The sequence below is a fragment of the Neotamlana laminarinivorans genome, from assembly GCF_020523925.1.
Lineage (GTDB): Bacteria > Bacteroidota > Bacteroidia > Flavobacteriales > Flavobacteriaceae > Neotamlana > Neotamlana laminarinivorans.
In genome coordinates, this window is record NZ_JAJAPW010000009.1 from 60,285 (window position 1) to 84,704 (window position 24,420).

A 24,420-nucleotide genomic window follows, 5' to 3' on the forward strand; every position below is an offset into this window, starting at 1 on the left:
AGATACTTAGTTAATCATTACAAATATCTTGTAAAATCGTTAATTCAAATTAAATTTGTAAAAAAATTAAAACTATTAATACAAACCCTAAATATTTAATATCAATAGTTGGCCCAACAGCCATAGGTAAAACTGCATTAAGCATAAAATTGGCCAATTATTTTAATACCGAAATTATATCGGCAGACTCTAGGCAGTTTTTTAAAGAAATGCAAATAGGCACCGCTGCACCAACACCAGAAGAATTAGCAGCAGCTAAACATCACTTTATTCATCATAAATCTATTCAAGATAATTACAGTGTAGGTGCTTTTGAAAAAGAAGCCATAAACCGTTTAGAAAAATTGTTTACCAAACACGATGTTGTAATAATGGTTGGTGGTTCTGGTTTGTATGTCGATGCCGTAACAAAAGGTTTAGACTATTTCCCCGATGTAGATAAAAGCATCCGCGAAAAATTAAATAGTGATTTAGAAGCCTTTGGTCTAGAACACCTTCAAAATCAATTAAAACAACTTGACGAAGTATCATACAACACAATCGCTATCGATAATCCACACCGTGTAATTCGAGCGCTGGAAGTTTGTATTGGTAGCGGTAAGCCCTATTCTTCATTTTTAAATAAAGAAAAAAACAATAGAACGTTTAAAACCATAACCGTAGGTTTAACAGCAAACCGAGAATTAATATACAACCGCATAAACCAACGTGTAGATATTATGGTTAACCAAGGTCTTTTAGACGAAGTAAAAAATTTAATTCCTTTTAAACATTTAAACGCCTTAAATACGGTAGGCTATAAAGAAGTGTTCAACTATTTTAATGGCACTTGGGAACTCGATTTCGCAGTTTCAGAAATAAAGAAAAACACACGTAGGTTTGCAAAACGACAACTTACTTGGTTTAAACGAAACGAAAACACACTTTGGTTCGATTATAAAACCGAGCTAACAGATATTATAAAAACAATTAACACAAAACTGAATTAAATGATAAAAGTAAACGAATATTTTGATGGAAAAGTAAAATCGTTAGGGTTAAAAAACACACAAGGTAATTTTACAATTGGTGTTTTAACTAAAGGCACTTACGAATTTAATACATCAACTAAAGAATGGATGACTTTAACAGCCGGAGCTTGGGAAATTCAATTACCAAATAGCGATAAAAAAACATTTGGCATTAACGAAACTTGCGAAATTCCTTCTGGAATAACCTTTACAGTTTACGCCTTAGAAGATTCGGCGTATTTATGTAAATATGAGTAGTTAGCGTAGTTTTATTCCATAATTACATTACAGTATTTAGCGTTAATCATAATATTTTTTCCGCTAGCTAAACTTCCAGAAGAAAAACTAGAAGTATTTTCTTTTGTTTTTTTCTTTGGGTGTGTAAACCTAGTATGCGATCCTTTAAACTGAAAATTAAATGCTGTTTTAGGCAAAGCAATTATAGCATCAGAATTTTGAATAATAACGTTTAAATTAGTAAAAGTATCATCAATATTTAAAATATTAAGGTTTCCAATGTTGCCGTCAACCATAGCTGCACCTGTTAAGTTTTCAATATTAACATTAGATGATACTGCATTTAAAACCAAGTTATTTACATTTTTTAAATGCACATCTTCAGCATAGTTAAGATTTAGTTCACCTAAATTCCACTGTGACACATATACTGGCGAATAAGAAGCATTAATGGAAGTATCTCCTCCATTAATGCTATTTGCTGTAAACTTTGTATAAGCTAAATCTGCCTTTAAATTTTCTATAGTTGTGGCGAACTCAATTTCACCATGCTTTACATTAACTTTAAGTTTAGCATCTTTAGGCATTTTAATAATAATTGTTTTTTTAACCTTAGATCCGGCCCTATGCTCTACGGCTTGTTCAATTAAAACACGACGCTTTTCGGCGAGTTTAGCGCGCTCTTTAGCCATGGCCTTTCTTTTTTCGGCCATTATTTCAAGACGTTGCTTGTGCGCTTCTGCTCTGGCTTTATTGGCTTCAGCCCTAGCTTCGTTGGCCTCAATTCTAGCTGCACTACGCTCAATTTGTGCTGCTAAACGTTCTCCCCATGCCTCCATTTGTTTAACAAATTTTTCTCCAAATTCCTCACCCCATGCTTCCATGTTCTTTTCAAAATCTGAGCTTTCCATATTTTTTTCAAATTCTTTGGCCCATTTTTCCATTTCTTTTCCATACTTCTCTCCCCATTCTTTACCAAACTTTTCGCCCCATGCTTCCATTTTTTTGGCATACTCATCGCCATACAAATTTTCAAAACGTGCACTGTATTCTTCTAAATATTTATCGCCATCTTTTTTATAAGCTTCATAATCAAAAGAAAAACCACTTGCACCTTCTGGTAGCTCCGGTAAAGCAGGCATTTCTGGCATTTCAGGAAGTACCGGAACTGGTGGAACTTCAACATTTACTTCCGGTATAAGTGCTAACATTTCGGGTAAATCGGCTAATTCAAATTGTAACTCATTTAAAAGGGCACTTACCATACCTCCTTCATCACTGCTATCATTCATATAAATAACATGAGGTGATTTTCCTACTTTTGATTTAATACTTACAGATTTACTTGTAGCATTAACACTTAACCCCCAAGATTTTAAAATGTTTTCAAGCTCGCTTTTGCTCATTTTTTCGCCTTCTACAAAGGCTTCTATTTCTACTGTTCGTTTGTTCCAGGTGTCAATTATTATGTTGGTATTACTTGTATTTAAGTCTACCACAACATCTTTATCGACTTTGATTGATTGAGAAACTTTTGTTAACTTTTGTTGGGCTACTAAACTTAAAGTTATAGTAAAACACAAACTAAATAATAACGATTTTATATTGAATTTGTTCATTTTGATGATTGATTTAAATAGATTGTTTAACGTCTGTTGATGCAGACGGATTTAATTCTTGTATTTGAGTTCTTAAACGATACAATAAATTTAAGCGCAATTTTAAATTATCTATTAAAGCATTAACCGTGAGCTCATTTAAGCCAGACTCTGTTAAATCTACCGAAAGTCTTTTATATTCTAAATCTAAAACTTGAAGCTGATTTATATAATCGTCAAGCATTTCTTTATTTTCTGGCGTGTATTTAATTTTGCTCAATTCTAAATTTATACTTGCTAAATAATAATCTTCAACTTTTTTTAACCCCGGAGAAAAATCGCCTAAAGTTTTAATTGGCTCTGTTTCAGATTCATTTTCTGCCACTTCAACATTAGATATTTCAGTTGTATTACCTGTTTTAAAAAAATTATAAGCTGTAAAACTTAAACCTAAAATTACCACAACACTAGCTGCTATATGCATCCAAGTAAAATGTTTTTTCTTTTTTTGAGGTAATGCATGGTTTAATTTTTCAAGAAACCGATCTTGATGTTGGTTAGGCATTTTTTCATGGCTAACTTTATCATTTTTAAATAACTCTCTAATATCTTGTGCCATTGTGTGTAGGTTTTAAAAGTTCTTGTAATTTTACTTTTCCTCTAGATAATTGTGTACGTGAAGCAACTTCGGTAATATTTAAAATTTCAGATATTTCTTGATGGTCGTATCCTTCAATTAAATATAGCATTACCACATATTGGTATTTATCTGGCAGCTTGTTTATTGCTGATTTAACATCGCTTAGTGTTATTGTATCTTCTACTAACCATTTGTCGTTTTTTGGTGTATCAATAACTTTTAAGTGCACTTCTTCTAAATCTATAAGTTGTTGCTTTTTAGATTTTAAAAAATCGATACTTTTATTTACAACAATGCGTTTTAACCAAGCTCCAAAAGTAACCTCTGCTTTATATTGATGTAGCTTTGTAAAAGCCTTAATAAAAGCTTCTTGCACCACATCTTCGGCATCGGCAGCATCTTTTAAAAATCGTTTAGCAACAATATACATACCATCGCAGTACTGGTTGTATAACTGCATTTGTGCCTTGCGATTGTTTTGTTTACATTGTTCAATAATGTCAACTTGAAACATGCGTTTTTCTTTTGGTTGGTTTATAGTTCATCTTAAAGACGACTAAAAAAAAGTAGTGTTGCAAAAAAATTAAATATTTTTTTAAAATTTATAACAAAGCACGTTAAATACTCGTTTCTAATTCAATATTTATTAGTTTTTAAAGTATATTTACAGCTTAAAATTGCTCTGCATGAACACCCTCTTAAAACGAATTTTAGTTTTTTTATCCATTATTGCGCTAGGTTTATTGTTATATTCTGTATTTGTTGAAAATATTTTTGCGCCACGATTAAGTCCAAAAGATACCGTAAAATTTGAGCTTAATGACTTAAAACTTAAAGTATTTTACAATAGACCTTACAAGAAAAATCGTGAAATTTTTGGGGCTCTTGTACCTTACAACCAAGTTTGGCGTACTGGTGCCAACGAAGCCACTACTTTTGAAACTAATAAAAAACTAGATGTTAACGGCTTTACATTAGCTGAAGGTAAATACACACTTTGGACCGTGCCAAGAGACTCCGTGTGGACGGTTATTTTTAACTCTAAACAATACAAATGGGGTGTAAACGAACAAATGCAACCTATGTGGGATCCTAATTACGATGCTGTAAGCGTTGATGTACCTGTACAAAAACTTAATACAACCGTTGAGCAATTTACTATCGCTTTTGATAATTCTACAGATAACTTATTTTTAACTATGGCCTGGGATGATGTTAAAATTTCTGTACCATTAAAATAAACTTCACATTTAAAAAGATTATTTCTAAGTTTTGACATACACTTGTTTGTATATATTGATAAAAAATAAAGCATGAAAACCTTTAGAGATAATTTTTCATGCTTTAACAAAAATAATATCATAAAACTTCTACTTCCAATTAATCAAAATATGAATTTACAATATTTGAATTTGATGATGTAGAACTTGGATTAAAAGGTAAAAGAGCTACTCTAGCATATACCTCATCCGATTGTTTAACCCAAAGAATTTTTGGATCTTCATTTAATACAGAATTATTAACTTTACGTGTAAATTTTCTTTTAATGCAAGCTTTAGTTGCCTTAACACAAGTATTAGATATTGTAGTTAAATGGTCATCACTAATAGGATCATCTCCTCTTAATGTAATAGTTTCAACAAAAACAGTTTCATCTAATCGCTCACAATGCGAAAAGCATAGCTCGTAACTTACAGTTACATCACTTGAACTACTTCCTTTTTTAATGTCTAATTGCAAATTTGTTATAGTTGCCATAATAATTAAAATTTAAATACCTACTCTATCTTAAGCTTTTCGGTTTACGCTTATAGCTTTAACAAAGCCACAAAACAAAATTGCAACATAACAGGTTGTAAATCAACATATAAAACACCCTTTTGCAAAAAGAAAATGTCTATAATATTTATAATTAAATAAAATTAAATGAAGAAAATTATGGTATTTGTAACAAGAAAAACACCCTAAAAAATTAAATATTAAAATGTATTAATAAGTATTTCATAAACTTATAAAAAATTAAACCCGAAATAACACCAAAAGTCATTCCGCATAAAATATCTAGTGGGTAATGTACACCTACGTAAATTCGGCTATAAGCTACCGTTATACTCCACAACACCATAAAATAAATTAACTTTTTATAATGCGGTCTTAAAATTAAACCTATAAAAATGGCTCCTGCCATAGTGTTAGACGAGTGCCCTGAAAAGAAACCATATTTACCACAATACGAAGCCACCATGCGCATATACTCCATAACTCCCTCGGTTCTACAAGGTCTAGAGCGCGCATAAAAACGCTTAAAAACATTAGTAATTTGGTCTGTAAATGCAATCATTAAAGCCGTAACAACAATAAAAATAAGCAACGCTTTAAGTCCAAATTTTTTATAAAATAAAAACATTAAAACAGCGTAAAGCGGGATAAACGAAAGCTTATTAGTAATTATTAACCACAAGGTATCCCATTCTGGCGAACCTAAATTATTTAAAAATAAAAAAAGCGCTTCATCCTGTTCAATAAGTTGTTCAATCATGTTGCATATTTTGGGCGTTACCACAAGGGTCGGGCTTTACGCTAAATCTTTTTAATTTAAAATTCTTGCTTTTGGCAGTAATTTTAAATTAAAAAGGATACCGCTGCAATCCCTAACGCAGTTTTAGTCTTCGTATTTAGCTATTTCGGCATCATAAAATGCTGTAGCTTCTTTAATAGCATTTTGGGTTTCAACCTCCAATTCCTTTTGGTCTTCAGCATCAAAATCTTCAAACCATTCTAACTCATCATTTTCAAGATTAATTATAAACCTTGGAAATTCGGTATGAATAATAAAAATAGCATTTGGGTAATCGCTATTATCGCCTAAAATAAATTTTGGAAGTGTCATGTATCGTTATTTGCTATTCGACAAAATTAAACGTTTCGTTAAATAATTAAACCTAATATATAATAAAATTGCAGCAGTACTTAAACCAGCGAGTAAACCTAACCAAATACCAAAACTACCATAGGCTTCTGCTTTACCAAAGTACCAGCTAATCGGGAACCCAACCAACCAATACGAAATAAATGTTATTATAGTTGGTATTTTTACGTCTTGTAATCCGCGTAAAGCGCCTAAAACCAAAACTTGTATACTATCGCTAACCTGAAAAATTGCTGCAGCAATAAGTAAATTAGAAGCTATGTTTACCACTTCGGTATTATCTGCAAAATTTTCTGCATCATTAAAATCTACATACAACTTAGGTAAATAATTATGAAAAATTAAAAATAATATCGCGAAACAAAACGCCAATATTATGCCTAACAAAAATATTGAGAACGCTATACGCCTAAGCTCTACATAATTTTTAAGCCCTTTTTGGTTTCCAACTCTTATCATAGAAGCCACACTTAAACCAGTGGCAACCATAAACGTCATAGACGATAAATTTAAAGCTACCTGATTAGCCGCCTGCGGATTTTTACCCAACAAGCCGCTTAACCAAATTGCTGCTGTAAAAATAGCGACCTCAAAAAACATTTGCATGGCACTAGGTGCTGCAAGGTTTATTATTTTTTTAAGCATTAATTTTTCTAAAACAAAAAACTTAATGTTAGTAACATAGTCTTTAGATTTTTCTTTTTTGTAAAGTAAAAACCACAAATAAAATACCATAATTATTCGTGAAGCCAAAGTACCATAAGCGGCACCAACCATTCCCAGTTCTGGGAAACCAAACTTACCAAAAATTAAAAGGTAATTTAAAATTACATTTACAATATTCCCCAAAAGTGTAGCGTACATAGGGTATCGTGTCATAGACAAGCCATCGCTAAACTGTTTAAAGGCCTGAAACACTATTAGCGGAATAAGAGAAAATGCTACTAAATTTAAGTACGGAATAGCATACTCCACTACCTCAACAGGTTGTTTCATTAAATACATTAATGGCTTACCAAAAAATACCATTAAAAATAATAAAACCCCCAAAGTAGTACATAAAAACAAACCATGCTTAAATGATGATTTTCCTGAAGCAAAATCTTTTGCGGCATCTGCTTCAGCAATTAAGGGCGTAATAGCTGTAGAAAAGCCAATCCCTAAAGACATAGCTATAAACATAAAACTATTACCTAAAGATACTGCTGCAAGTTCTGCAGTACCTAATTGGCCAACCATTATATTATCTATAAAACTTACAAAAGTATGACCAAGCATACCTAACATAACCGGAGAAGCCAACTTCCAGTTATACTTAAATTCCTTTGTATAATCGCCTAAATTCATTAGGCAAAAGTACGCTTAACACTAATTATTACCAATTGATATAGTTATTAAATAATTAAAAATTGATGTGTATTTTTTATAAATTATCGATTTTTAATATTTTTTTTATTAAATTTACAATAACAATCTGAAAATCAAATTATTTGCTCCAAACGAAAAACAAAAAGCAAATATTTTAAAGGGATTAAAAATTAGGCTAAATAGTTTTTCATCAAACAGGAGAAAATAAATATTTTCTCCTGTTTGCATATCACATAGTTTATAATGTGTATATTTTATTTTTAGCCTCGTTAAATTCAGAAATTATTTCTGTTACAATTTCCGAAACGGGTTTTATTGTATTTATCAACCCTGAAACCTGACCTATTTCAAGTTCGCCTTCATCTAAATCGCCTTCAAACATTCCTTTTTTTGCTCTACCTCTTCCTAATAAAGCTTTTAATTCATCAGTTGTTGGTGTAGTTTTATATAAATCTTGTAGTTGATTATAAAATTCGTTTTTAAGCAATCGTACAGGAGCTAATTCTTTTAAAGTAAGTTGTGTATCACCTTCCTTAGCATTAACAACTAATTCCTTAAATTTTTGATGGGCAGAACTTTCTTTGCTTGCTACAAACCTACTTCCTATTTGTACACCATCGGCACCTAAAACCATTGCTGCCAACATACCTCTACCAGTTGCAATACCACCTGCAGCAATTAAAGGAATTGTCATTTGGTCTTTAACCATAGGTATTAAAGTTAAAGTAGTGGTTTCATCTCTACCGTTATGACCACCAGCCTCGAAGCCTTCTGCTACAATAGCATCAACACCAGCATCTTGAGCCTTTAAAGCAAACTTTAGGCTGCTTACAACATGTACTACAGTAATACCTTTGTCTTGCAACCACTTAGTCCATGTTTTTGGGTTTCCTGCCGATGTAAAGACTATTTTTATACCTTCTTGAACAATTACGTCCATTAATTTATCTATATCTGGATACAACAAAGGTACATTAACACCAAAAGGTTTATTTGTTGCTTTTTTACATTTAATAATATGTTCTCGCAAAACCTCTGGATACATACTGCCTGCACCTAAAATGCCTAAAATACCTGAGTTGCTTGCGGCTGAAGCTAAACGCCATCCACTATTCCATACCATTCCTGCTTGAACAATAGGATATTTAATTTTAAACAATTCTGCTACGCAATTTGCCATTACTCTTTAATAAATTTTATGGTTCTAGAACTGTTATCTTGTTCTATTTTAAAAAAGTACACTCCAGATTTTAAAAACGAAAAATCCATTGTTTCAGTTTCTGAAGTAAAATTATAATAGCCTAAAAATTTTCCTAAAACGTTAAAAACGGTAATTGATGTTTCACCATTTATTCCAGAGAAATAAACCTTTCCGCTTGTCGGGTTTGGATATACTTTTAGTTGAGTTAAACTTGTATTTTTCACAGATAAACCTAAATTATAAGCATTATATAAGTTTGGAATGCCATAACCTAAAAAATAATCTGGTGTTGCATATTGCGATGCCGATTGGCGAACTAGCTGCATAATTTCTTCTGGTGTTTTACTAGGTAATGCCTGCCATAAACAAGCAATACCACCAGCTAAAATTGGCGAACTAAAAGAAGTTCCACTGGCCGTAGAAATATTATTATTTGTATTAATTAAAACACTAGATTCTCCTTGTGCTACAACATCAGGTTTTTGGGTAGGCTGAATAGAACTACCAACAGAGCTGAACGATGCATAATTTCCATTGGAATTTACCGCACCAATAGATAATGTATTTGGGGAATCGGCTGGTGCTGTAATACCATCTGTACCTTCATTTCCTGCAGAAGTAATTAAAAGCAAACCTTTTTCGAATGCAATATTTGCTCCTCGTGTTATAAATGTAGTGTAACCATTCATTTCGGCATCTGTGTAGGTGTAGCTTGCATTATCGAACACTTTGTATCCTAATGAGGTATTAATAATATCTACACCTAAACTATCTGCACGTTCTGCGGCTTCTACCCAATAACTTTCTTCGGCTGGAGTTTCGCTACTTACATCTTCGGTTATAAATAAATAATAGGAAGCATCGGGTGCTGTACCTACATAGCTGTTTTCAATATAACCAGCCATAGTGCTTAAAACCAAAGTACCATGATAATGTTGCTCAGCGTTATAAACATCGGTATCTCGGTTTACAAAATCGTATACATCTAAAATATTTCCTGCATTTCTTAATCGCTCAAAACCACCCATGGTATTTACATTTGGGAAACCTGAGTCGAAAATAGCAATGGTAATTCCGGAACCAGTAAAATCATCTAAATGTAAATTATCTCCACTTATCATTTCTATTTGATTGGTGGCACTTCCATAATTAAATGTAGTTTTAATGCCCTCAAATTTATTTACAATTTTATCGGCTACAGATTTTGAAGTGTTTAAGTTATCGTCTGCAAAATCAATGCTATCAACAAAACTTAATACTGCTAAAGCCTTAATATCTGTTTCGCTACCTCGAACATGAACGGCATTAAACCATTTAGACTTTGCCAAAACAGCTATACCTGTTTGCGCTTTTATTTGAGTAATGTAATTTTCGTTTACAGGAACGTCTCTTGCATCTATAGTAATATTAAATCTTTGTTTTTTATCAATAGCTTTTTGAGTTAAAATAGAAATAGGATTGGCTATTGATGCTTCTACGTTTTCTTTGTCTGTTAAAAACACCCAAGCATCTTCATTTTGAGAGAAAAGGAAACTAGGGCAAACAAATAAAATTAAAACTAAAAATTTCATGGGGCAGTATGTTGTTTACTGCAATTTAAGAAATTACGCCCGAACCTACTAACTCATCGTTTAAATACCAAGCTACAAATTGTCCTTCTGTAATTGCCGATTGATGGTTTTTAAACACAACATACAATCCGTTTTCTACTTTATGCAGAGTAGCTTCTTCTAAAGTTTGTCTGTAGCGAATTCGTGCTTTAACAGGCATGGTTTCATTAGTATTTAATGCTAGGTCTTCTCTTACCCAATGCAACTCCTCATTTGCAACAAAAAGGGCCTTTTTAAATAATCCTGGATGTAATTTTCCTTGGCCAGTATATATTATATTTTCTTCAACATTTGTATCTATAACAAACAATGGCTCTACTGTACCCCCAACAGCTAAACCTTTTCGTTGACCCTTTGTAAAGTAGTGCGCTCCTTGATGTTTACCAACAACTTTGCCTTGATTTTTTGAATATTTTATTTTACGAGATAAATAACTTAATTCCTCTTCTTTTGAATTAAAGCTTGTTTCAGTTTGGCTATAAACCTCTAAATTGTTTGGGATTTCAACAATTTCGCCTTCTTTTGGTTTAAGCTGTTGCTGAAGAAACTCAGGCAACTTCACTTTGCCTATAAAGCACAGTCCTTGAGAATCTTTTTTGTCTGCAGTAATTAAATCTAACTCTGAAGCTATTTCACGAACCTCTGGTTTTGTTAATTCACCTATTGGAAATAGAGATTTTGCTAGTTGTTCTTGAGATAATTGACATAAAAAATACGATTGGTCTTTATTACCATCAACACCAGCTAATAATTGGTAAACTTCCTTTCCGTCTTTCTCTATTGTGCCTTTACGGCAATAATGCCCCGTAGCAACATAATCTGCTCCTAAATCGAGTGCTATCTTCATGAATACATCAAACTTTATCTCGCGATTGCATAGTACATCTGGGTTTGGTGTTCTACCTTTTTCGTATTCATTAAACATATAATCTACAATTCGCTCTTTGTACTGAGCGCTTAAATCTACTGTTTGAAATGGAATACCTAACTTTTCTGCTACTAGCATAGCATCATTACTATCGTCTAGCCAAGGGCATTCATTGGATATGGTAACTGAATCATCGTGCCAATTTTTCATAAACAATCCAATAACCTCATAACCTTGTTGTTGTAACAAATAAGCTGCAACACTTGAATCTACACCTCCTGAAAGCCCTATTATTACCCGTTTCATAAATACCAATTTTTAGGCTGCAAATATACATATAAATATCATTTTTTAACCCTCCCAACTTAGTGACCTAAAGGTGTGGAAAAACAATTTTTGTTTAAATTTTAACAAATTTTAATAAACAAAAAATTAATTCTGTTTAAATTTTAACTATTTTTGTTAAACAAAACAAAATCTAACAACATGAAAAAGTTAAATTTATTAAAACCATTAGTAATTGTATTTGCTCTTATCTTATCATCTTGTAACAGTGATGATGAAGGCACTACCCCACAAGAATTAAACATTGTAGAAACCGCTCAAAGTGTTTCAGATTTAAGCATTCTAGTTGAAGCTGTTATACAAGCAGACTTGGTAGATGCTTTATCTGCTGCCGGTGATCGAACAGTTCTAGCTCCAACCAATGCTGCATTTACATCATTTTTAAGCGACAATGGCTACAGTGCCCTATCTGAAGTTCCAGATGATGTATTAACTCAAATTTTATTAAATCATGTTATTCCAAGTGTTAACATTGAATCATCTGCCCTAATAGGAAATACAGGTTACACAACAACAATGGCAGATGGCCCTAGCTCAACTAATTTGAGTATTTTTTATGACGGTACATCAGGAGTAACTTTTAACGGAATGGCAACAGTTACTACTGCAGATGTAAGTACATCAAATGGTGTGGTTCACATTATTGACGAAGTTATTACGTTACCAACAATTGCTACTTTTGCTACAACTAATTCGGCATTATCTACTTTAGTAAGTGTTTTAGCTTACGCCGATACTGGTAGCCCAACTGTACCTTACATTGAAACAGTATCGAACAGTGAAGCGGGGCCTTTTACTGTTTTTTCGCCAACTAATGATGCATTTACTAATTTACTAGAAGAACTTGGTGTTGATGAATTAACAGATATTGATACAGATACCGTTGATGCTGTTTTATTAAATCATATAGTTAATGCAAATGTACAATCTAGCCAACTTACATCTGGAACTGTTACTACTCTTGGAGGCGATGTAACTGTTGATGCTACAGCCTTTACAATTACAGATATGAATGATAGGGTAAGTAATATTATTACAAGCTTAGTTGATATACAAGCTACTAATGGTGTTGTTCATGTTATAGATAAAGTAATTTTACCTGCGCAATAAAAGGGAGAAAAATTGATTATGAAAAAGAAAAAACGCCTTAAAATTAAGGCGTTTTTTTTATTCTTTTTGGTTTAGCACTCATATCTTTTTCTTCAACCAAATTACCATTTTCATAATATTTCCAAACACCTGCCTTTTTACCATTCTTATAGTGGCCTTCGGTAATTAACTCTCCTAAAGGGTTATAAAACTGAGATAGACCATGTAATTCACCATTGTTATATGAGTAACTTTTCAAAATAGTTTGTTCTTTAGTATACCAAACTGACTCCCCCTGCAAATTACCATTTAAGTAGTTTTGCTTTTCTGCCATTGCACCATTTGTATAATATACAATACGTTCGCCATGTAATTCGCCGTTATTATTATAATGCTCCAAGGTTAATAAATTATCAGAATATCTATGATAATATTTCCATGTTCCAATATATTTTTTATCATCCATTTGGCCTTCGCTAATAACTTTACCCGTAGATGCTAAAAATTTAACGGTTGCAATGCTGTTATCTTTATTAAACGCTTTAGTTGCAGTTAAAACAGCATGATTGCCAATATTTTTATAATATTTAAAAATACCAATTTCTTTACCATGAAAAAACTCGCCTTCATATCTAGTTACTTTTGTACCTTCAAAATTCTTCTTCCAAATACCATGTCGCTTTCCAGCCTCATCAAATTGATTAATATCTTGAGAAAAACCAGAAAACTTAATCAGAAAAATTGATATAAAAACGAACTTATAAATATTCATAAAATTAAAATTATTATTAGTTAAAGTAACGCTTAATAGTCTAAACAAAACTTCTTAATAAATTTATAAACGACAAATTTAACACCAAATTGCACAAATAAAAAAGCTGCTATAAAATATTTATAGCAGCTTTTTTTATAATTTATAACTTTATTTACGCTTGTTTTGTTGTGCTTTTTGCTGTTGTTCTGCTTGCTCCATCATTTCAGACATTTTACGCTGAAAACGATTTTGCTTACGCGGCTGTTTCTTTTTCTCTTGAATTTGGGCGTGTATTTTATCTTCGTCCAAAATAAAGTTTTTAATTACTAGAATAATTCCGATACTAATTAAGTTTGATATAAAATAATACAAACTTAACCCTGATGCGTAATTATTAAAGAAAAACAGCATCATTATTGGTGAGAAATACATCATATATTTCATCATTTTAGCCATATCTGGCATACCTTCTTGTTGTGGAGCTGTTTGTACATTTTGTCCTGTAGTTAATCGCATGTAAAAGAATATAGCTACAGACGCTAAAATAGGAAACAAACTTACGTGATTACCATAAAAAGGAATATGGAATGGTAAATCTGCAATAACATCGTATGACGATAAATCGTCTGCCCAAAGGAATTTTTGCTGTCTTAATTGAAAAGCCGAAGGGAAAAATTGGAATAACGCATAAAACACTGGAATTTGTATTAAGGCGGGTAAACATCCTGCCATTGGGCTAGCTCCTGCCTTGGTTTGTAACGCCATTGTTTCTTGTTGCGCTTTCATTTTATTATTCTTGTACTTTTCGCGAATGGCATCTAATTCTGGCTTTAAAATTTTCATTTTAGCCTGAGATAAGAATTGCTTATATTGCACAAACGATAAACATATCTTAACCAAAATAGTCATTACAATAATAGCTATACCGTAAGGTAACCAATTACCTAACATACCAAATAAAGGCATGAAAATGTAACGGTTTATTACGCCAAAAATACCCCAACCAAATGGTACAATTTCATCTAAATTGCGGTTGTAAGCATTTAAAGTTTTAAATTCACTTGGACCAAAATAGAAATCCATAGGTTGATTAATTTCGCCACCTTGCAACTCTAAAGGCATTTTTGCAGCGAAGTATTTAGTATAAACTGTATCTATTTCTTCGTCTTCTACTAAATTTTCAGCTTTAATGTTTGCTGTTTTAAATGCTTTATCGGTAAGTAAAACCGATGTAAAGAAATGTTGCTTATACCCTATCCAAGTTACATCTTCTAAATCTTCATCTGCATCTCTTGCTCCTGTATAATCATCTTTTCCATCTTCATATTCGTAATGAATATCTGTATAACGATTTTCGTAAGAAATACTTTTAGCATGACGGTATCCTTTTAAATCCCAATTTAAATTGATGTCTTGAGAACTGTTAATTACATCGCTTAAGCCTTGAGAACGGATTGTAAAATCCATCATGTAATCGTTATCTTTAATTTCGTAACGGTATTCTAAAAATTTACTTTCTGAAACTTTTAGCTTCATAGACACTACAGTAACATCTCCATTTTTAGTAACTGTTGGTACAAAAGGTAAATCTTTAGTATTTAAAACACGGCTATCTGAAGTTCCAAAATTAATGTTGAAACCAGAATTGTTATCTTTTATTAAATAGATAGGAACCGAATCGAAATCAACAAACTTTTTTAAGCGTACTTCACTTAAATAACCACCCTTGTTACTAAATTTTAAAGCTAATAAATCGCTTTCAACAGTGGTTTCGTTGTTGGAAGATTGCGTAGCAGAATATGCAAAAGCACCTAATTTATTTTTTAATGCTACAAGCTGAAGCGAATCTATATCGCTTCCTAAAGTATAATCTGTAGTTGTGGCTGTTTTAGTTTGGTTGTTTTTTTTCTCGGCTTCAACTTGTTCTTGTTTAGCCTTTTCTTCAGCTTCAAGTTCTTCTTGTGTTGGCTGGTTTTGCCACAACATGTACATTAAAATACCAAAAATTAGTACAAAACCAATTATTGAATTAATGTCTAACTTCTTTTCTTCCATTTAATAAATTGTATTCGTAATAGTTAAAAACTCTTGCATTGGCAAGAATGAATGTTGATTATCAAAAAACTATCCAGTTTTATTTTTGTGCCAAAGTGGCACTTTTATGTTTCTTTTTGTAGTTAAAAGCAGCTTTTACAAAAGCTACAAATAACGGATGTGGATTAGCTACTGTACTTTTGTATTCAGGGTGATATTGTACGCCTACAAACCAAGAATGTTCTGGTAATTCTACAATCTCTACTAAACCTGTATTAGGGTTTAAACCAGAGGCTATTAAACCTTTTTCTTCCATTTGGCTCTTATATGCACTGTTAAATTCGTAACGGTGGCGGTGACGCTCCTTAATACTTTCAGCTTTATAAATATCTCTAGCCAGACTTCCCATTTTAAGGTCGCAATCCCATGACCCTAAGCGCATGGTTCCGCCCATTTCTGTGATATTTTTTTGATCTTCCATTAAATTAATTACAGGATTGTCGCAATCTGGAGCCATTTCGGTAGAATTGGCATCTTTTATCTTCAATACATTTCTAGCAAATTCTATAACTGCCATTTGCATACCTAAACAAATTCCTAAAAATGGAATATTATTTTCGCGAACAAACTTAACTGCATCTATTTTACCTTCAATACCACGCTCTCCAAATCCTGGTGCTACCAAAACACCATCTAAATGCGATAATTTTAGTTTAATGTTGTCACTGCTTAAATATTCAGAATGTATAGATTCTATATTTACCTTAACTTCATTTTCTGCTCCTGCATGTATTAAAGCTTCTAAAATGGATTTATACGAGTCTTGTAACTCTACATATTTGCCTACTAAACCAATAGTAACTTCGGTTTTTGGATTTTTATGGCGTTTTACAAACTCATTCCAACGTGAAATATCTGGTTTTGTACTTTTTAAATTAAGTTTTTTAAGTACCACTTTATCTAAACCTTGGTCTAGCATTAAATTTGGTACGTCGTAAATGGTTGAAGCATCAATAGATTGTATTACAGCTTCTTCCTTTACATTACAGAAAAGCGCTAGTTTACGGCGTAAATCGTTAGGTAAATCATGCTCGGTTCTACAAACCAAAATATCGGCTTGCACACCACTTTCCATCAATGTTTTTACACTGTGTTGTGTTGGTTTTGTTTTAAGCTCGCCAGCTGCCGATAAAAATGGCACTAAAGTTAAATGTATAACAATACCATTGTTTTCTCCTAAATCCCAACGTAATTGCCTAACGGCTTCTATGTATGGTAAAGATTCAATATCCCCAACTGTACCACCTATTTCGGTAATAATAATATCGTAATCGCCAGAATTACCAAGGCTTTGTACGCGTGCTTTAATTTCATCAGTAATATGCGGAATAACTTGTACCGTTTTACCTAAAAACTCACCACGACGTTCTTTTTCAATAACGCTTTGGTAAATGCGTCCTGTTGTTACATTGTTTGCCTGACTAGTTGGCACGTTTAAAAAACGCTCGTAATGGCCTAAATCTAAATCGGTTTCTGCACCATCATCAGTTACATAACATTCGCCATGTTCGTAAGGATTTAAAGTTCCCGGATCTACGTTTATATAAGGATCTAGTTTTTGAATGGTTACGCGGTAGCCTTGAGCCTGTAAAAGTTTGGCTAACGATGCCGCAATTATACCTTTACCTAAAGATGATGTAACCCCGCCAGTTACGAAAATGTATTTTGTTGTAGTTGTCATGTTGCGCTTTTAAACGCAGGCAAATTTACAAAATTAAACCAGTTAATAAAGCAATTAAGTTTAGTTATTTAATTAGGAGTTGTTAACAAGTACTACTATTTGATTTTGAGAACCTTATATTCAAACTTATTAAAAACCAATTCACTAAATAGATATTTATTTTTAAAGTCTGTAAACCTTAAAATATTAAAAAACATCATTTCTATATAATTCAAAGAAAATAAGTGATTCATATTTAACCAGGATAGATAAAAAACTAAAAAAAACAATCCAAAATATCCCAAACAATTAAATTATCTTTGCAATCTATATTAGAATTTTATGCGCATTGATATTATAACGGTTTTACCGGAATTACTTAAAAGTCCTTTTGAGGCTTCAATTTTAAAACGAGCTATTGAGGCTAATTTGGTTGAAGTTCATTTTCATAACCTACGCGATTATAGTAATAACAACTACAAAAGTGTAGACGACTACCAATTTGGTGGTGGCGCAGGCATGGTTATGATGATTGAACCTATTGATATATGTATCAGTAAACTCAAGGAAGAACGACATTACGACGAAATTATTTATATGACACCCGATGGTGAAACCTTAAACCAAGGTATTGCCAACCAATTATCGTTAAAAGAAAACATAATTATTTTATGCGGACATTATAAAGGTGTAGACCAACGTGTGCGTGATCATTTTATAACTAAAGAAATATCTATTGGCGATTATGTACTTTCTGGTGGAGAATTAGGTGCAGCTGTACTTTGTGATGCTGTTATACGGTTAATACCAGGTGTTTTAGGAAATGAAACCTCTGCCCTAACCGATTCGTTTCAAGATAATTTATTGGCACCTCCAATTTATACCAAACCTCGCGAATATAAAGGCATGAAAGTTCCTGAACTTTTATTTAGCGGTAACTTACCGGAGATTGAAAAATGGCGAGAAGAACAAGCCTACCAGCGTACCAAAGAACGCCGTCCAGATTTATTAGAAGATTAATACATGGTAAATCCTGAAATTGTAACCATTCCAGAAACGTTACTTGTTGGTATGCCTATCAGTATGTCGCTTACAGAAAATAAAACCTTTAATTTATTTTCTGCTTTTATGCCAAAACGAAAAACAATTAAAAATCCTATTAATACCGATGTTTTTGAAATATGCGTATATGAAGATGGTTATTTTAAAAACTTTAACCCGAACAACATTTTTACAAAATGGGCGACTTTAGCAGTTAAAAATTTTGAAAATATTCCAGAGAATATGGAAACTTTTAATATTGAACCTGGTTTGTACGCTAAATTTAATTACAAAGGTTTACCACAAGAAATAGGTGGTTTTATGGGATATATTTTAGGAACTTGGTTGCACAATTCTGCGTATATTCTAGACCATCGCCCTCATTTTAATGTTCTTGGAAATTCTTACAAAAGTAATCACCCAGAATCGGAAGAAGCCATTTTTATACCTATAAAGCCAAAAACATCCTAAAAAGTTGTGTTAAGGATAGTAACGGCATCCTTTTTTGAAGGATGAAAAAAAGATATAGTGGATAGCCTGACCCCGAGATAACGGGGTAACACCAAAAGCATTAAAATTTTAAAACTTTTACTTTTTAGTTATAACTTTTTAATTATCTTTGCAGCCAATTTCGGGTTAACCTCTGGCGAGAATCGTGAATGTTGTTTCGAATTAACTCATAATTAATATTTTAAAGATATGGAATCTTTAGTAAAATTTGTACAAGACGAATTTGTAACAAGAAAAGAATTTCCAGAGTTTAGCGCTGGAGACACAATAACAGTTTACTACGAAATTAGAGAAGGAGAAAAAGTACGTACTCAGTTCTTTAGAGGTGTAGTAATACAACGTAGAGGTTCAGGAACTTCTGAAACTTTTACAATTAGAAAAATGTCTGGAACTATTGGTGTAGAACGTATTTTCCCGGTAAATTTACCAGCATTACAAAAAATTGAAGTAAACAAGCGTGGTAAAGTTCGTAGAGCTAGAATTTACTACTTTAGAGGCTTAACTGGTAAGAAAGCTAGAATTAAAGAAGTAAGACGCTAATATTATACTGCTTTTGCAGATTTAAAAGCCTTGGTTAATAACCAAGGCTTTTTTCGTTATTAACAATTGTTAATAAATATGGTTTATAACCGGTTGATATTTAAACTGGTAAACATATAAAATGTTGCAAATAATTTTGTAATTTAGTTATAGAAATAATAACCAAATACGTTTGGATTTCATTTACCGACAATGAATTTATATTATCTTCTAAATAAGGTAACGTTCTTATTTTTATAATTGTTATTAACTTTTAAGAATATATTAGTTTTAACTAATTCTATTTTTAAAATGTATGTATTTATTAAAGGTTATGCATTTAACTTTTATAATTACAATGCTTAAACCTGTCATTACAGAATTATGTAATAATTAGGTTTATAGTGTAAACAATTATCTTGAAGTAAGTTGATTAATTAGGTCAATACATTTTGAAAATTACATCCTTACTTCGTTGAAATAATTAATTACTTGATTAATTTAAATGTCTATTTAGGTTAAAATTTAGTAAAATGCTAAAAAAGTAAGCGGTTATTTCATGAAAAGCCATATCAAAGAAGATTAAATTCTTCAGTGATATGGCTTTTATTTTGTAATAAAAATATAATTTCTTGTATTCATTTTAACAATAGCTACAAATTTGTTTAAAATGATGCATTTTTTACTATTTTCAGCCTAATTCACACCAAAAATACAGGTCAATTTTTGTATATTCGCATCGCTTTAAATTAGACTAGATATAATTTAAACTGAAATAATAAACATAAATAAACTACAATTTGATGTCGAAAATAATTTACACAAAAACAGACGAAGCACCAGCTTTAGCAACACAATCTTTTTTACCTATTGTTCAAGCCTTTGTAAAATCTTCTGGTATTGAAATTGAAACGAAGGATATTTCTTTAGCCGCAAGAATTTTAGCTGTTTTTCCTGATTATTTAAATGAAGATCAACAAGTTCCAGATGATTTAGCAATTTTAGGTGAATTAGCAAAAAAGCCTGAGGCTAATATTATAAAATTACCAAATATTAGTGCTTCTATACCGCAGCTTAAAGGAGCTATTAAAGAATTACAATCTCAAGGATTCGCAATTCCTAGTTATCCAGATGAACCTGCAAACGATACCGAAAAAGAAATAAAATCTCGTTACGATAAAATTAAAGGTAGTGCTGTAAACCCCGTTTTACGTGAAGGTAACAGTGATAGACGTGCACCAAAAGCCGTTAAAAACTTTGCTAAAAAGAATCCTCACTCTATGGGTGAATGGAAAAGCGAATCAAAAACACACGTTGCCACAATGAGCGATAATGATTTTGCTCACAACGAAGTTTCAGTAACTATTCCTGAAGCAACAAACATAACTATAGAACACACCGATGAAAAAGGTAATACTACAGTTTTAAAAGATAGCTTCGCCTTATTAAAAGGTGAAATTATAGATTCTACCGTTATGCGCAAAAAGGCTTTAATTAGCTTTTTTGAAGAGCAAGTAGCAGACGCTAAAGAACAAGGTGTATTGTTTTCATTACACATGAAAGCTACCATGATGAAAGTAAGCGATCCAATTATATTTGGTCATGCTGTTAAAATATTTTTTAAAGACATTTTTGAAAAACATGGTGAAGCACTAGAAAGTGTTGGTGTAAACGTAAATTCTGGTTTTGGAAACCTAATTGAAAAAATAAACGATCTTCCTGAAGATAAAAAAGCAGAAATTGAAGCTGATATTGAAGCTGTTTATAAAAATGGACCAGGATTGGCAATGGTGAATTCAGATAAAGGTATTACAAACTTACACGTGCCAAGTGATGTAATTATTGATGCTTCTATGCCTGCTATGATTCGTACTTCTGGACAAATGTGGAATGCTGAAGGAAAATTACAAGATACTAAAGCCGTAATTCCAGATAGTAGTTATGCTGGTGTATACGCTGCAACTATAGATTTCTGTAAAAAGAATGGTGCTTTCGACCCTACAACAATGGGAACCGTCCCAAATGTTGGATTAATGGCTCAAAAGGCAGAAGAATACGGATCTCACGATAAAACTTTCGAAATTGCTACAGACGGTGTTGTTAAAGTTATTGATGCTAACAGTAATGTGTTAATGCAACATGATGTTAATGCTGGCGATATATGGAGAATGTGTCAAACAAAAGATGCTCCTGTTCAAGACTGGGTAAAATTAGCAGTTACTAGAGCTCGAGCTTCAGAAACACCTGCTGTATTCTGGTTAGATGAAAACAGGGCTCATGATGCAGAGTTAATTAAAAAAGTAAATCTTTATTTAAAAGATCATGATACCGATGGATTAGATTTAAGAATCCTATCACCTATCGAAGCAACATTATTTACTTGCGAAAGATTAAAAGCTGGAGAAGATACCATTTCGGTTTCAGGGAACGTGTTAAGAGATTACTTAACCGACTTATTCCCAATTTTAGAAGTTGGAACTAGTGCAAAAATGTTATCTATTGTACCATTAATGAATGGTGGAGGTTTATTTGAAACTGGTGCTGGTGGTTCTGCTCCAAAGCACGTACAACAGTTATTAGAAGAAAACCATTTACGTTGGGATTCTTTAGGAGAATTTTTAGCATTAGCAGTTTCTCTAGAACATTTTAGCGAAGTTAATAACAATACTAAAACTAAGATTTTAGGAAAAACATTAGATGATGCTACGGAAAAATTATTAGAAAACAAAAAAGGACCGTCAAGAAAAGCTGGAGAATTAGACAACAGAGGAAGTCACTTTTATTTAGCTATGTATTGGGCTCAAGAGTTAGCTAATCAAACCGAAGATATTACCTTAAAAGAAGAATTTACACCAATAGCAGAACAATTATTAGCAAATGAATCTGATATTGTTAACGAGTTAAATTCTATACAAGGTAAAGCTGTTAGTATTGGAGGTTATTACGAACCAAATGCAGAATTAATGCAAAATGTAATGCGTCCTAGCAAAACTTTCAACAATATTATTAATTAATAAAAAGGCTCCTTTACAGGAGCTTTTTTTCTTATTCTCAATAACAAATTTTAATACGTATTATTACTATTAAAATTTGTTATTTTTAACTATATGAGTTTTATTAAAACCACTGAGCAAGATTCAAAATACAATCATCTTGAAAAGATGAGTACAAAAGAATTGCTTGAAAATATTAATAAAGAAGATAAAACCGTTCCACTAGCTGTAGAAAAGGCTTTACCTCAAATTGAAATACTGGTTAACCAAGTCGTATCTAAATTGAGTATAGGTGGACGTTTATTTTATATTGGAGCTGGAACTAGTGGCCGTTTAGGAATTTTAGATGCATCGGAATGCCCACCCACCTTTGGTGTTTCACCAGAACTAGTAATAGGAATTATTGCTGGTGGAGAAACAGCTATTAGAAACGCTGTTGAAAACGCCGAAGACTCAATAAACCAGGGTTGGGAAGATTTAAAAAAGTTTGAAATAACATCAAAAGATATTGTTATAGGTATTGCTGCATCTGGCACAACACCCTATGTTATATCTGCTCTAGAAAATTGTAACAACAATAATATTGTTACTGGAAGTATTTCTTGTAATGCAAACAGTCCATTATCTAATGCAGCAAAATATCCAATAGAGGTTATTGTAGGTCCTGAATTTGTTACTGGTAGTTCTAGAATGAAAGCAGGTACTGCTCAAAAGTTAGTATTAAATATGATTACTACTTCTACCATGATAAAATTAGGTCGTATAAAAGATAACAAGATGGTAGACATGCAACTTAGTAACAGTAAATTAGTCGATAGAGGTACTAAGATGATAATGGCCGAGTTAAATTTACCAGAAAAAGAAGCAAAACAATTGCTTCAAAAATATAAAAATGTTAGGTTAGCTATTCAAAACTATAACAATGGAAACTAATAAAACAGACAAAAAAACGTTATTCAAAGGCATTAAAATTATGATTTTTGCCTTGTTTAGCTTCTTTATTGGTCCAACCTTTATGCATATGGCTTTAAATAATAAAGAAAAACCTCTTTATATGCCAATGCTAATTGTAGGCTGTTTAATTTGTGCTATGGCCGTTATATTGGCTTTTAAAGGTATTAATACAATAATGAATAGTATCTTTAAAAAAAATAAAAAATAAAATTAGTAAAGTTTAAAATATTCTGTATTTTAATTTCTTGGTGTTGAAGGATTATAACCAAAACTACAATCTTTTAGTTTTATACCAAGTTGATCAATAATATAATTAATTATGGCGTAATGGTGTATTGTATGGCTATTAGCTTGAGCAAATAAAGCTTCTATAGTATAATTTATTTCTGTTTTACCATTACCCAAATTATCAATAACAATAATATTATTTTCATCATAGTTATATTCATTAAGCCTGCTTAAAATAAATTTCAAATAATTTTGAGCGCTTTTACAACATGATTCTACTTCAGTATTTCTTTCCCTTGCTGTTAAATCTATAACACCATTAACCTCTCTAAAAATACAATTATAAAAGTCATAAATATGTCTTATATGAGAACCTATACTAGAATAGTAAGGCCCTATAGATGTATTCATTAATTCTTCATTAGATATTTGCTCCAATAAGGATTCTGATTTTCTAAGAGTGTCAATTGACGCTTTAATGAGTAATTGCATGCAAAGAATTTTTGTTTAAAATAATAAAAATATTCTGTTCTTAGTCCATACACAACAATAACCTTACAAAAAAGAATAAAATAACATACTTTTAAAAACTGTAACTTTAATAATTCTTAAAACTTAAAATCGTAATTATAAAATATTAAATAAAACTATTGATAAATAAATAGCCTCTATAGATTTAATAAAGATCAACTATATAAAATCTTAAATATTATTAAAAAGGGAATAAAAACAAAAAACCCTTCACAGTGTTGTGAAGGGTTTAAAAAAGGCG

The 24,420-nt window shown here is 31.8% G+C and carries 24 protein-coding genes; 10 read left to right on the forward strand and 14 right to left on the reverse strand.

Features of this window, described 5'->3' with window-relative positions:
- Positions 1–74: 74 nt before the first annotated feature.
- Positions 75–989, forward strand: a complete 915-nt coding sequence (gene miaA / locus LG649_RS15120) for a tRNA (adenosine(37)-N6)-dimethylallyltransferase MiaA (protein ID WP_394371925.1) — start codon at positions 75–77, stop codon at positions 987–989.
- Positions 990–1,268, forward strand: coding sequence for a pyrimidine/purine nucleoside phosphorylase (locus LG649_RS15125; RefSeq protein ID WP_226544659.1), 279 nt, complete (start codon positions 990–992; stop codon positions 1,266–1,268).
- Positions 1,269–1,279: 11 nt separating this feature from the next.
- Here LG649_RS15125 and LG649_RS15130 read toward each other — a convergent pair whose 3' ends face one another.
- From LG649_RS15130 to LG649_RS15140, 3 genes are read right to left on the reverse strand one after another with little or no spacing between them, the layout of a single operon-like run.
- Positions 1,280–2,866 carry a hypothetical protein gene (locus LG649_RS15130; RefSeq protein ID WP_226544660.1) on the reverse strand — a complete coding sequence of 529 codons (1,587 nt, stop codon included), beginning with the start codon at positions 2,864–2,866 and terminating at the stop codon, positions 1,280–1,282.
- Positions 2,867–2,879: 13 nt separating this feature from the next.
- A complete protein-coding gene (locus tag LG649_RS15135; RefSeq protein WP_226544661.1) occupies positions 2,880–3,464 on the reverse strand; it encodes a hypothetical protein in 585 nt (194 codons plus the stop codon).
- Positions 3,448–3,999, reverse strand: coding sequence for an RNA polymerase sigma factor (locus LG649_RS15140; protein ID WP_226544662.1), 552 nt, complete (start codon positions 3,997–3,999; stop codon positions 3,448–3,450). Before LG649_RS15140 ends, LG649_RS15135 begins: the two co-directional genes overlap by 17 nt.
- A gap of 172 nt (positions 4,000–4,171) precedes the next feature.
- Between LG649_RS15140 and LG649_RS15145 the strand changes: the two genes are divergently transcribed.
- Positions 4,172–4,726: a DUF2911 domain-containing protein gene (locus tag LG649_RS15145; protein ID WP_226544663.1), complete on the forward strand. Its 555-nt coding sequence runs from the start codon at positions 4,172–4,174 to the stop codon at positions 4,724–4,726.
- 139 nt (positions 4,727–4,865) lie between these two features.
- Here the strand turns inward: LG649_RS15145 and LG649_RS15150 are convergent, their stop codons facing one another.
- The 7 genes from LG649_RS15150 to mnmA all read right to left on the reverse strand — a co-directional run bounded on the left by LG649_RS15150 (position 4,866) and on the right by mnmA (position 11,767).
- Positions 4,866–5,243 carry a hypothetical protein gene (locus tag LG649_RS15150; RefSeq protein ID WP_226544664.1) on the reverse strand — a complete coding sequence of 126 codons (378 nt, stop codon included), beginning with the start codon at positions 5,241–5,243 and terminating at the stop codon, positions 4,866–4,868.
- Positions 5,244–5,457: 214 nt separating this feature from the next.
- Positions 5,458–6,024 carry a phosphatase PAP2 family protein gene (locus LG649_RS15155; RefSeq protein WP_226544665.1) on the reverse strand — a complete coding sequence of 189 codons (567 nt, stop codon included), beginning with the start codon at positions 6,022–6,024 and terminating at the stop codon, positions 5,458–5,460.
- Positions 6,025–6,147: 123 nt separating this feature from the next.
- Positions 6,148–6,375 (reverse strand): hypothetical protein, encoded by a 228-nt coding sequence (locus tag LG649_RS15160; protein ID WP_226544666.1) that lies wholly within the window; start codon positions 6,373–6,375, stop codon positions 6,148–6,150.
- A gap of 6 nt (positions 6,376–6,381) precedes the next feature.
- Positions 6,382–7,761, reverse strand: a complete 1,380-nt coding sequence (locus LG649_RS15165; protein ID WP_226544667.1) for an MATE family efflux transporter — start codon at positions 7,759–7,761, stop codon at positions 6,382–6,384.
- A 259-nt stretch (positions 7,762–8,020) separates the two neighbouring features.
- Positions 8,021–8,962, reverse strand: coding sequence for an NAD(P)H-dependent flavin oxidoreductase (locus LG649_RS15170; protein WP_226544668.1), 942 nt, complete (start codon positions 8,960–8,962; stop codon positions 8,021–8,023).
- On the reverse strand, positions 8,962–10,554 hold the full coding sequence (locus LG649_RS15175) for a S8 family serine peptidase (protein WP_226544669.1): 1,593 nt from the start codon (positions 10,552–10,554) through the stop codon (positions 8,962–8,964). Before LG649_RS15175 ends, LG649_RS15170 begins: the two co-directional genes overlap by 1 nt.
- 25 nt (positions 10,555–10,579) lie before the next feature.
- Positions 10,580–11,767 (reverse strand): tRNA 2-thiouridine(34) synthase MnmA, encoded by a 1,188-nt coding sequence (gene mnmA / locus LG649_RS15180; RefSeq protein ID WP_226544670.1) that lies wholly within the window; start codon positions 11,765–11,767, stop codon positions 10,580–10,582.
- A gap of 180 nt (positions 11,768–11,947) precedes the next feature.
- On the opposite strand from mnmA, the gene LG649_RS15185 reads away from it, so the two are divergent.
- Complete coding sequence (locus LG649_RS15185) at positions 11,948–12,916, forward strand: fasciclin domain-containing protein (RefSeq protein WP_226544671.1); 969 nt, start codon at positions 11,948–11,950, stop codon at positions 12,914–12,916.
- Positions 12,917–12,959: 43 nt separating this feature from the next.
- Here LG649_RS15185 and LG649_RS15190 read toward each other — a convergent pair whose 3' ends face one another.
- The 3 genes from LG649_RS15190 to LG649_RS15200 form a co-directional block, all read right to left on the reverse strand.
- Positions 12,960–13,667 (reverse strand): toxin-antitoxin system YwqK family antitoxin, encoded by a 708-nt coding sequence (locus LG649_RS15190; protein ID WP_226544672.1) that lies wholly within the window; start codon positions 13,665–13,667, stop codon positions 12,960–12,962.
- A 150-nt stretch (positions 13,668–13,817) separates the two neighbouring features.
- Positions 13,818–15,704, reverse strand: coding sequence for a membrane protein insertase YidC (yidC, locus tag LG649_RS15195; RefSeq protein WP_226544673.1), 1,887 nt, complete (start codon positions 15,702–15,704; stop codon positions 13,818–13,820).
- Positions 15,705–15,783: 79 nt separating this feature from the next.
- On the reverse strand, positions 15,784–17,424 hold the full coding sequence (locus LG649_RS15200; protein WP_226544674.1) for a CTP synthase: 1,641 nt from the start codon (positions 17,422–17,424) through the stop codon (positions 15,784–15,786).
- A 321-nt stretch (positions 17,425–17,745) separates the two neighbouring features.
- On the opposite strand from LG649_RS15200, the gene trmD reads away from it, so the two are divergent.
- The 6 genes from trmD (at position 17,746) to LG649_RS15230 (ending at position 23,628) form a co-directional block, all read left to right on the forward strand.
- Entirely contained in the window at positions 17,746–18,423 is a 678-nt protein-coding gene (gene trmD / locus LG649_RS15205; protein WP_226544675.1) for a tRNA (guanosine(37)-N1)-methyltransferase TrmD, read from the forward strand.
- A 3-nt stretch (positions 18,424–18,426) separates the two neighbouring features.
- Positions 18,427–18,915 carry a GyrI-like domain-containing protein gene (locus tag LG649_RS15210; RefSeq protein ID WP_226544676.1) on the forward strand — a complete coding sequence of 163 codons (489 nt, stop codon included), beginning with the start codon at positions 18,427–18,429 and terminating at the stop codon, positions 18,913–18,915.
- 228 nt (positions 18,916–19,143) lie between these two features.
- Entirely contained in the window at positions 19,144–19,494 is a 351-nt protein-coding gene (gene rplS, locus LG649_RS15215) for a 50S ribosomal protein L19 (protein WP_044632442.1), read from the forward strand.
- Between the two features lie 782 nt (positions 19,495–20,276).
- Positions 20,277–22,487: an NADP-dependent isocitrate dehydrogenase gene (locus tag LG649_RS15220; RefSeq protein WP_226544677.1), complete on the forward strand. Its 2,211-nt coding sequence runs from the start codon at positions 20,277–20,279 to the stop codon at positions 22,485–22,487.
- A 93-nt stretch (positions 22,488–22,580) separates the two neighbouring features.
- Positions 22,581–23,399: an N-acetylmuramic acid 6-phosphate etherase gene (murQ, locus tag LG649_RS15225; protein WP_226544678.1), complete on the forward strand. Its 819-nt coding sequence runs from the start codon at positions 22,581–22,583 to the stop codon at positions 23,397–23,399.
- Entirely contained in the window at positions 23,389–23,628 is a 240-nt protein-coding gene (locus LG649_RS15230; RefSeq protein WP_226544679.1) for a DUF6095 family protein, read from the forward strand. Before murQ ends, LG649_RS15230 begins: the two co-directional genes overlap by 11 nt.
- 29 nt (positions 23,629–23,657) lie before the next feature.
- Here LG649_RS15230 and LG649_RS15235 read toward each other — a convergent pair whose 3' ends face one another.
- A complete protein-coding gene (locus LG649_RS15235; RefSeq protein WP_226544680.1) occupies positions 23,658–24,140 on the reverse strand; it encodes a hypothetical protein in 483 nt (160 codons plus the stop codon).
- Positions 24,141–24,420: the final 280 nt, after the last annotated feature.

Coding starts and splice junctions, on each gene's coding strand:
- LG649_RS15125 (WP_226544659.1), top strand. CDS start 990: ATGATAAAAGTAAACGAATATTTTGATGGAAAAGTAAAATCGTTAGGG.
- LG649_RS15130 (WP_226544660.1), bottom strand. CDS start 2,866: ATGAACAAATTCAATATAAAATCGTTATTATTTAGTTTGTGTTTTACT.
- LG649_RS15135 (WP_226544661.1), bottom strand. CDS start 3,464: ATGGCACAAGATATTAGAGAGTTATTTAAAAATGATAAAGTTAGCCAT.
- LG649_RS15140 (WP_226544662.1), bottom strand. CDS start 3,999: ATGTTTCAAGTTGACATTATTGAACAATGTAAACAAAACAATCGCAAG.
- LG649_RS15145 (WP_226544663.1), top strand. CDS start 4,172: ATGAACACCCTCTTAAAACGAATTTTAGTTTTTTTATCCATTATTGCG.
- LG649_RS15150 (WP_226544664.1), bottom strand. CDS start 5,243: ATGGCAACTATAACAAATTTGCAATTAGACATTAAAAAAGGAAGTAGT.
- LG649_RS15155 (WP_226544665.1), bottom strand. CDS start 6,024: ATGATTGAACAACTTATTGAACAGGATGAAGCGCTTTTTTTATTTTTA.
- LG649_RS15160 (WP_226544666.1), bottom strand. CDS start 6,375: ATGACACTTCCAAAATTTATTTTAGGCGATAATAGCGATTACCCAAAT.
- LG649_RS15165 (WP_226544667.1), bottom strand. CDS start 7,761: ATGAATTTAGGCGATTATACAAAGGAATTTAAGTATAACTGGAAGTTG.
- LG649_RS15170 (WP_226544668.1), bottom strand. CDS start 8,962: ATGGCAAATTGCGTAGCAGAATTGTTTAAAATTAAATATCCTATTGTT.
- LG649_RS15175 (WP_226544669.1), bottom strand. CDS start 10,554: ATGAAATTTTTAGTTTTAATTTTATTTGTTTGCCCTAGTTTCCTTTTC.
- mnmA (WP_226544670.1), bottom strand. CDS start 11,767: ATGAAACGGGTAATAATAGGGCTTTCAGGAGGTGTAGATTCAAGTGTT.
- LG649_RS15185 (WP_226544671.1), top strand. CDS start 11,948: ATGAAAAAGTTAAATTTATTAAAACCATTAGTAATTGTATTTGCTCTT.
- LG649_RS15190 (WP_226544672.1), bottom strand. CDS start 13,667: ATGAATATTTATAAGTTCGTTTTTATATCAATTTTTCTGATTAAGTTT.
- yidC (WP_226544673.1), bottom strand. CDS start 15,704: ATGGAAGAAAAGAAGTTAGACATTAATTCAATAATTGGTTTTGTACTA.
- LG649_RS15200 (WP_226544674.1), bottom strand. CDS start 17,424: ATGACAACTACAACAAAATACATTTTCGTAACTGGCGGGGTTACATCA.
- trmD (WP_226544675.1), top strand. CDS start 17,746: ATGCGCATTGATATTATAACGGTTTTACCGGAATTACTTAAAAGTCCT.
- LG649_RS15210 (WP_226544676.1), top strand. CDS start 18,427: ATGGTAAATCCTGAAATTGTAACCATTCCAGAAACGTTACTTGTTGGT.
- rplS (WP_044632442.1), top strand. CDS start 19,144: ATGGAATCTTTAGTAAAATTTGTACAAGACGAATTTGTAACAAGAAAA.
- LG649_RS15220 (WP_226544677.1), top strand. CDS start 20,277: ATGTCGAAAATAATTTACACAAAAACAGACGAAGCACCAGCTTTAGCA.
- murQ (WP_226544678.1), top strand. CDS start 22,581: ATGAGTTTTATTAAAACCACTGAGCAAGATTCAAAATACAATCATCTT.
- LG649_RS15230 (WP_226544679.1), top strand. CDS start 23,389: ATGGAAACTAATAAAACAGACAAAAAAACGTTATTCAAAGGCATTAAA.
- LG649_RS15235 (WP_226544680.1), bottom strand. CDS start 24,140: ATGCAATTACTCATTAAAGCGTCAATTGACACTCTTAGAAAATCAGAA.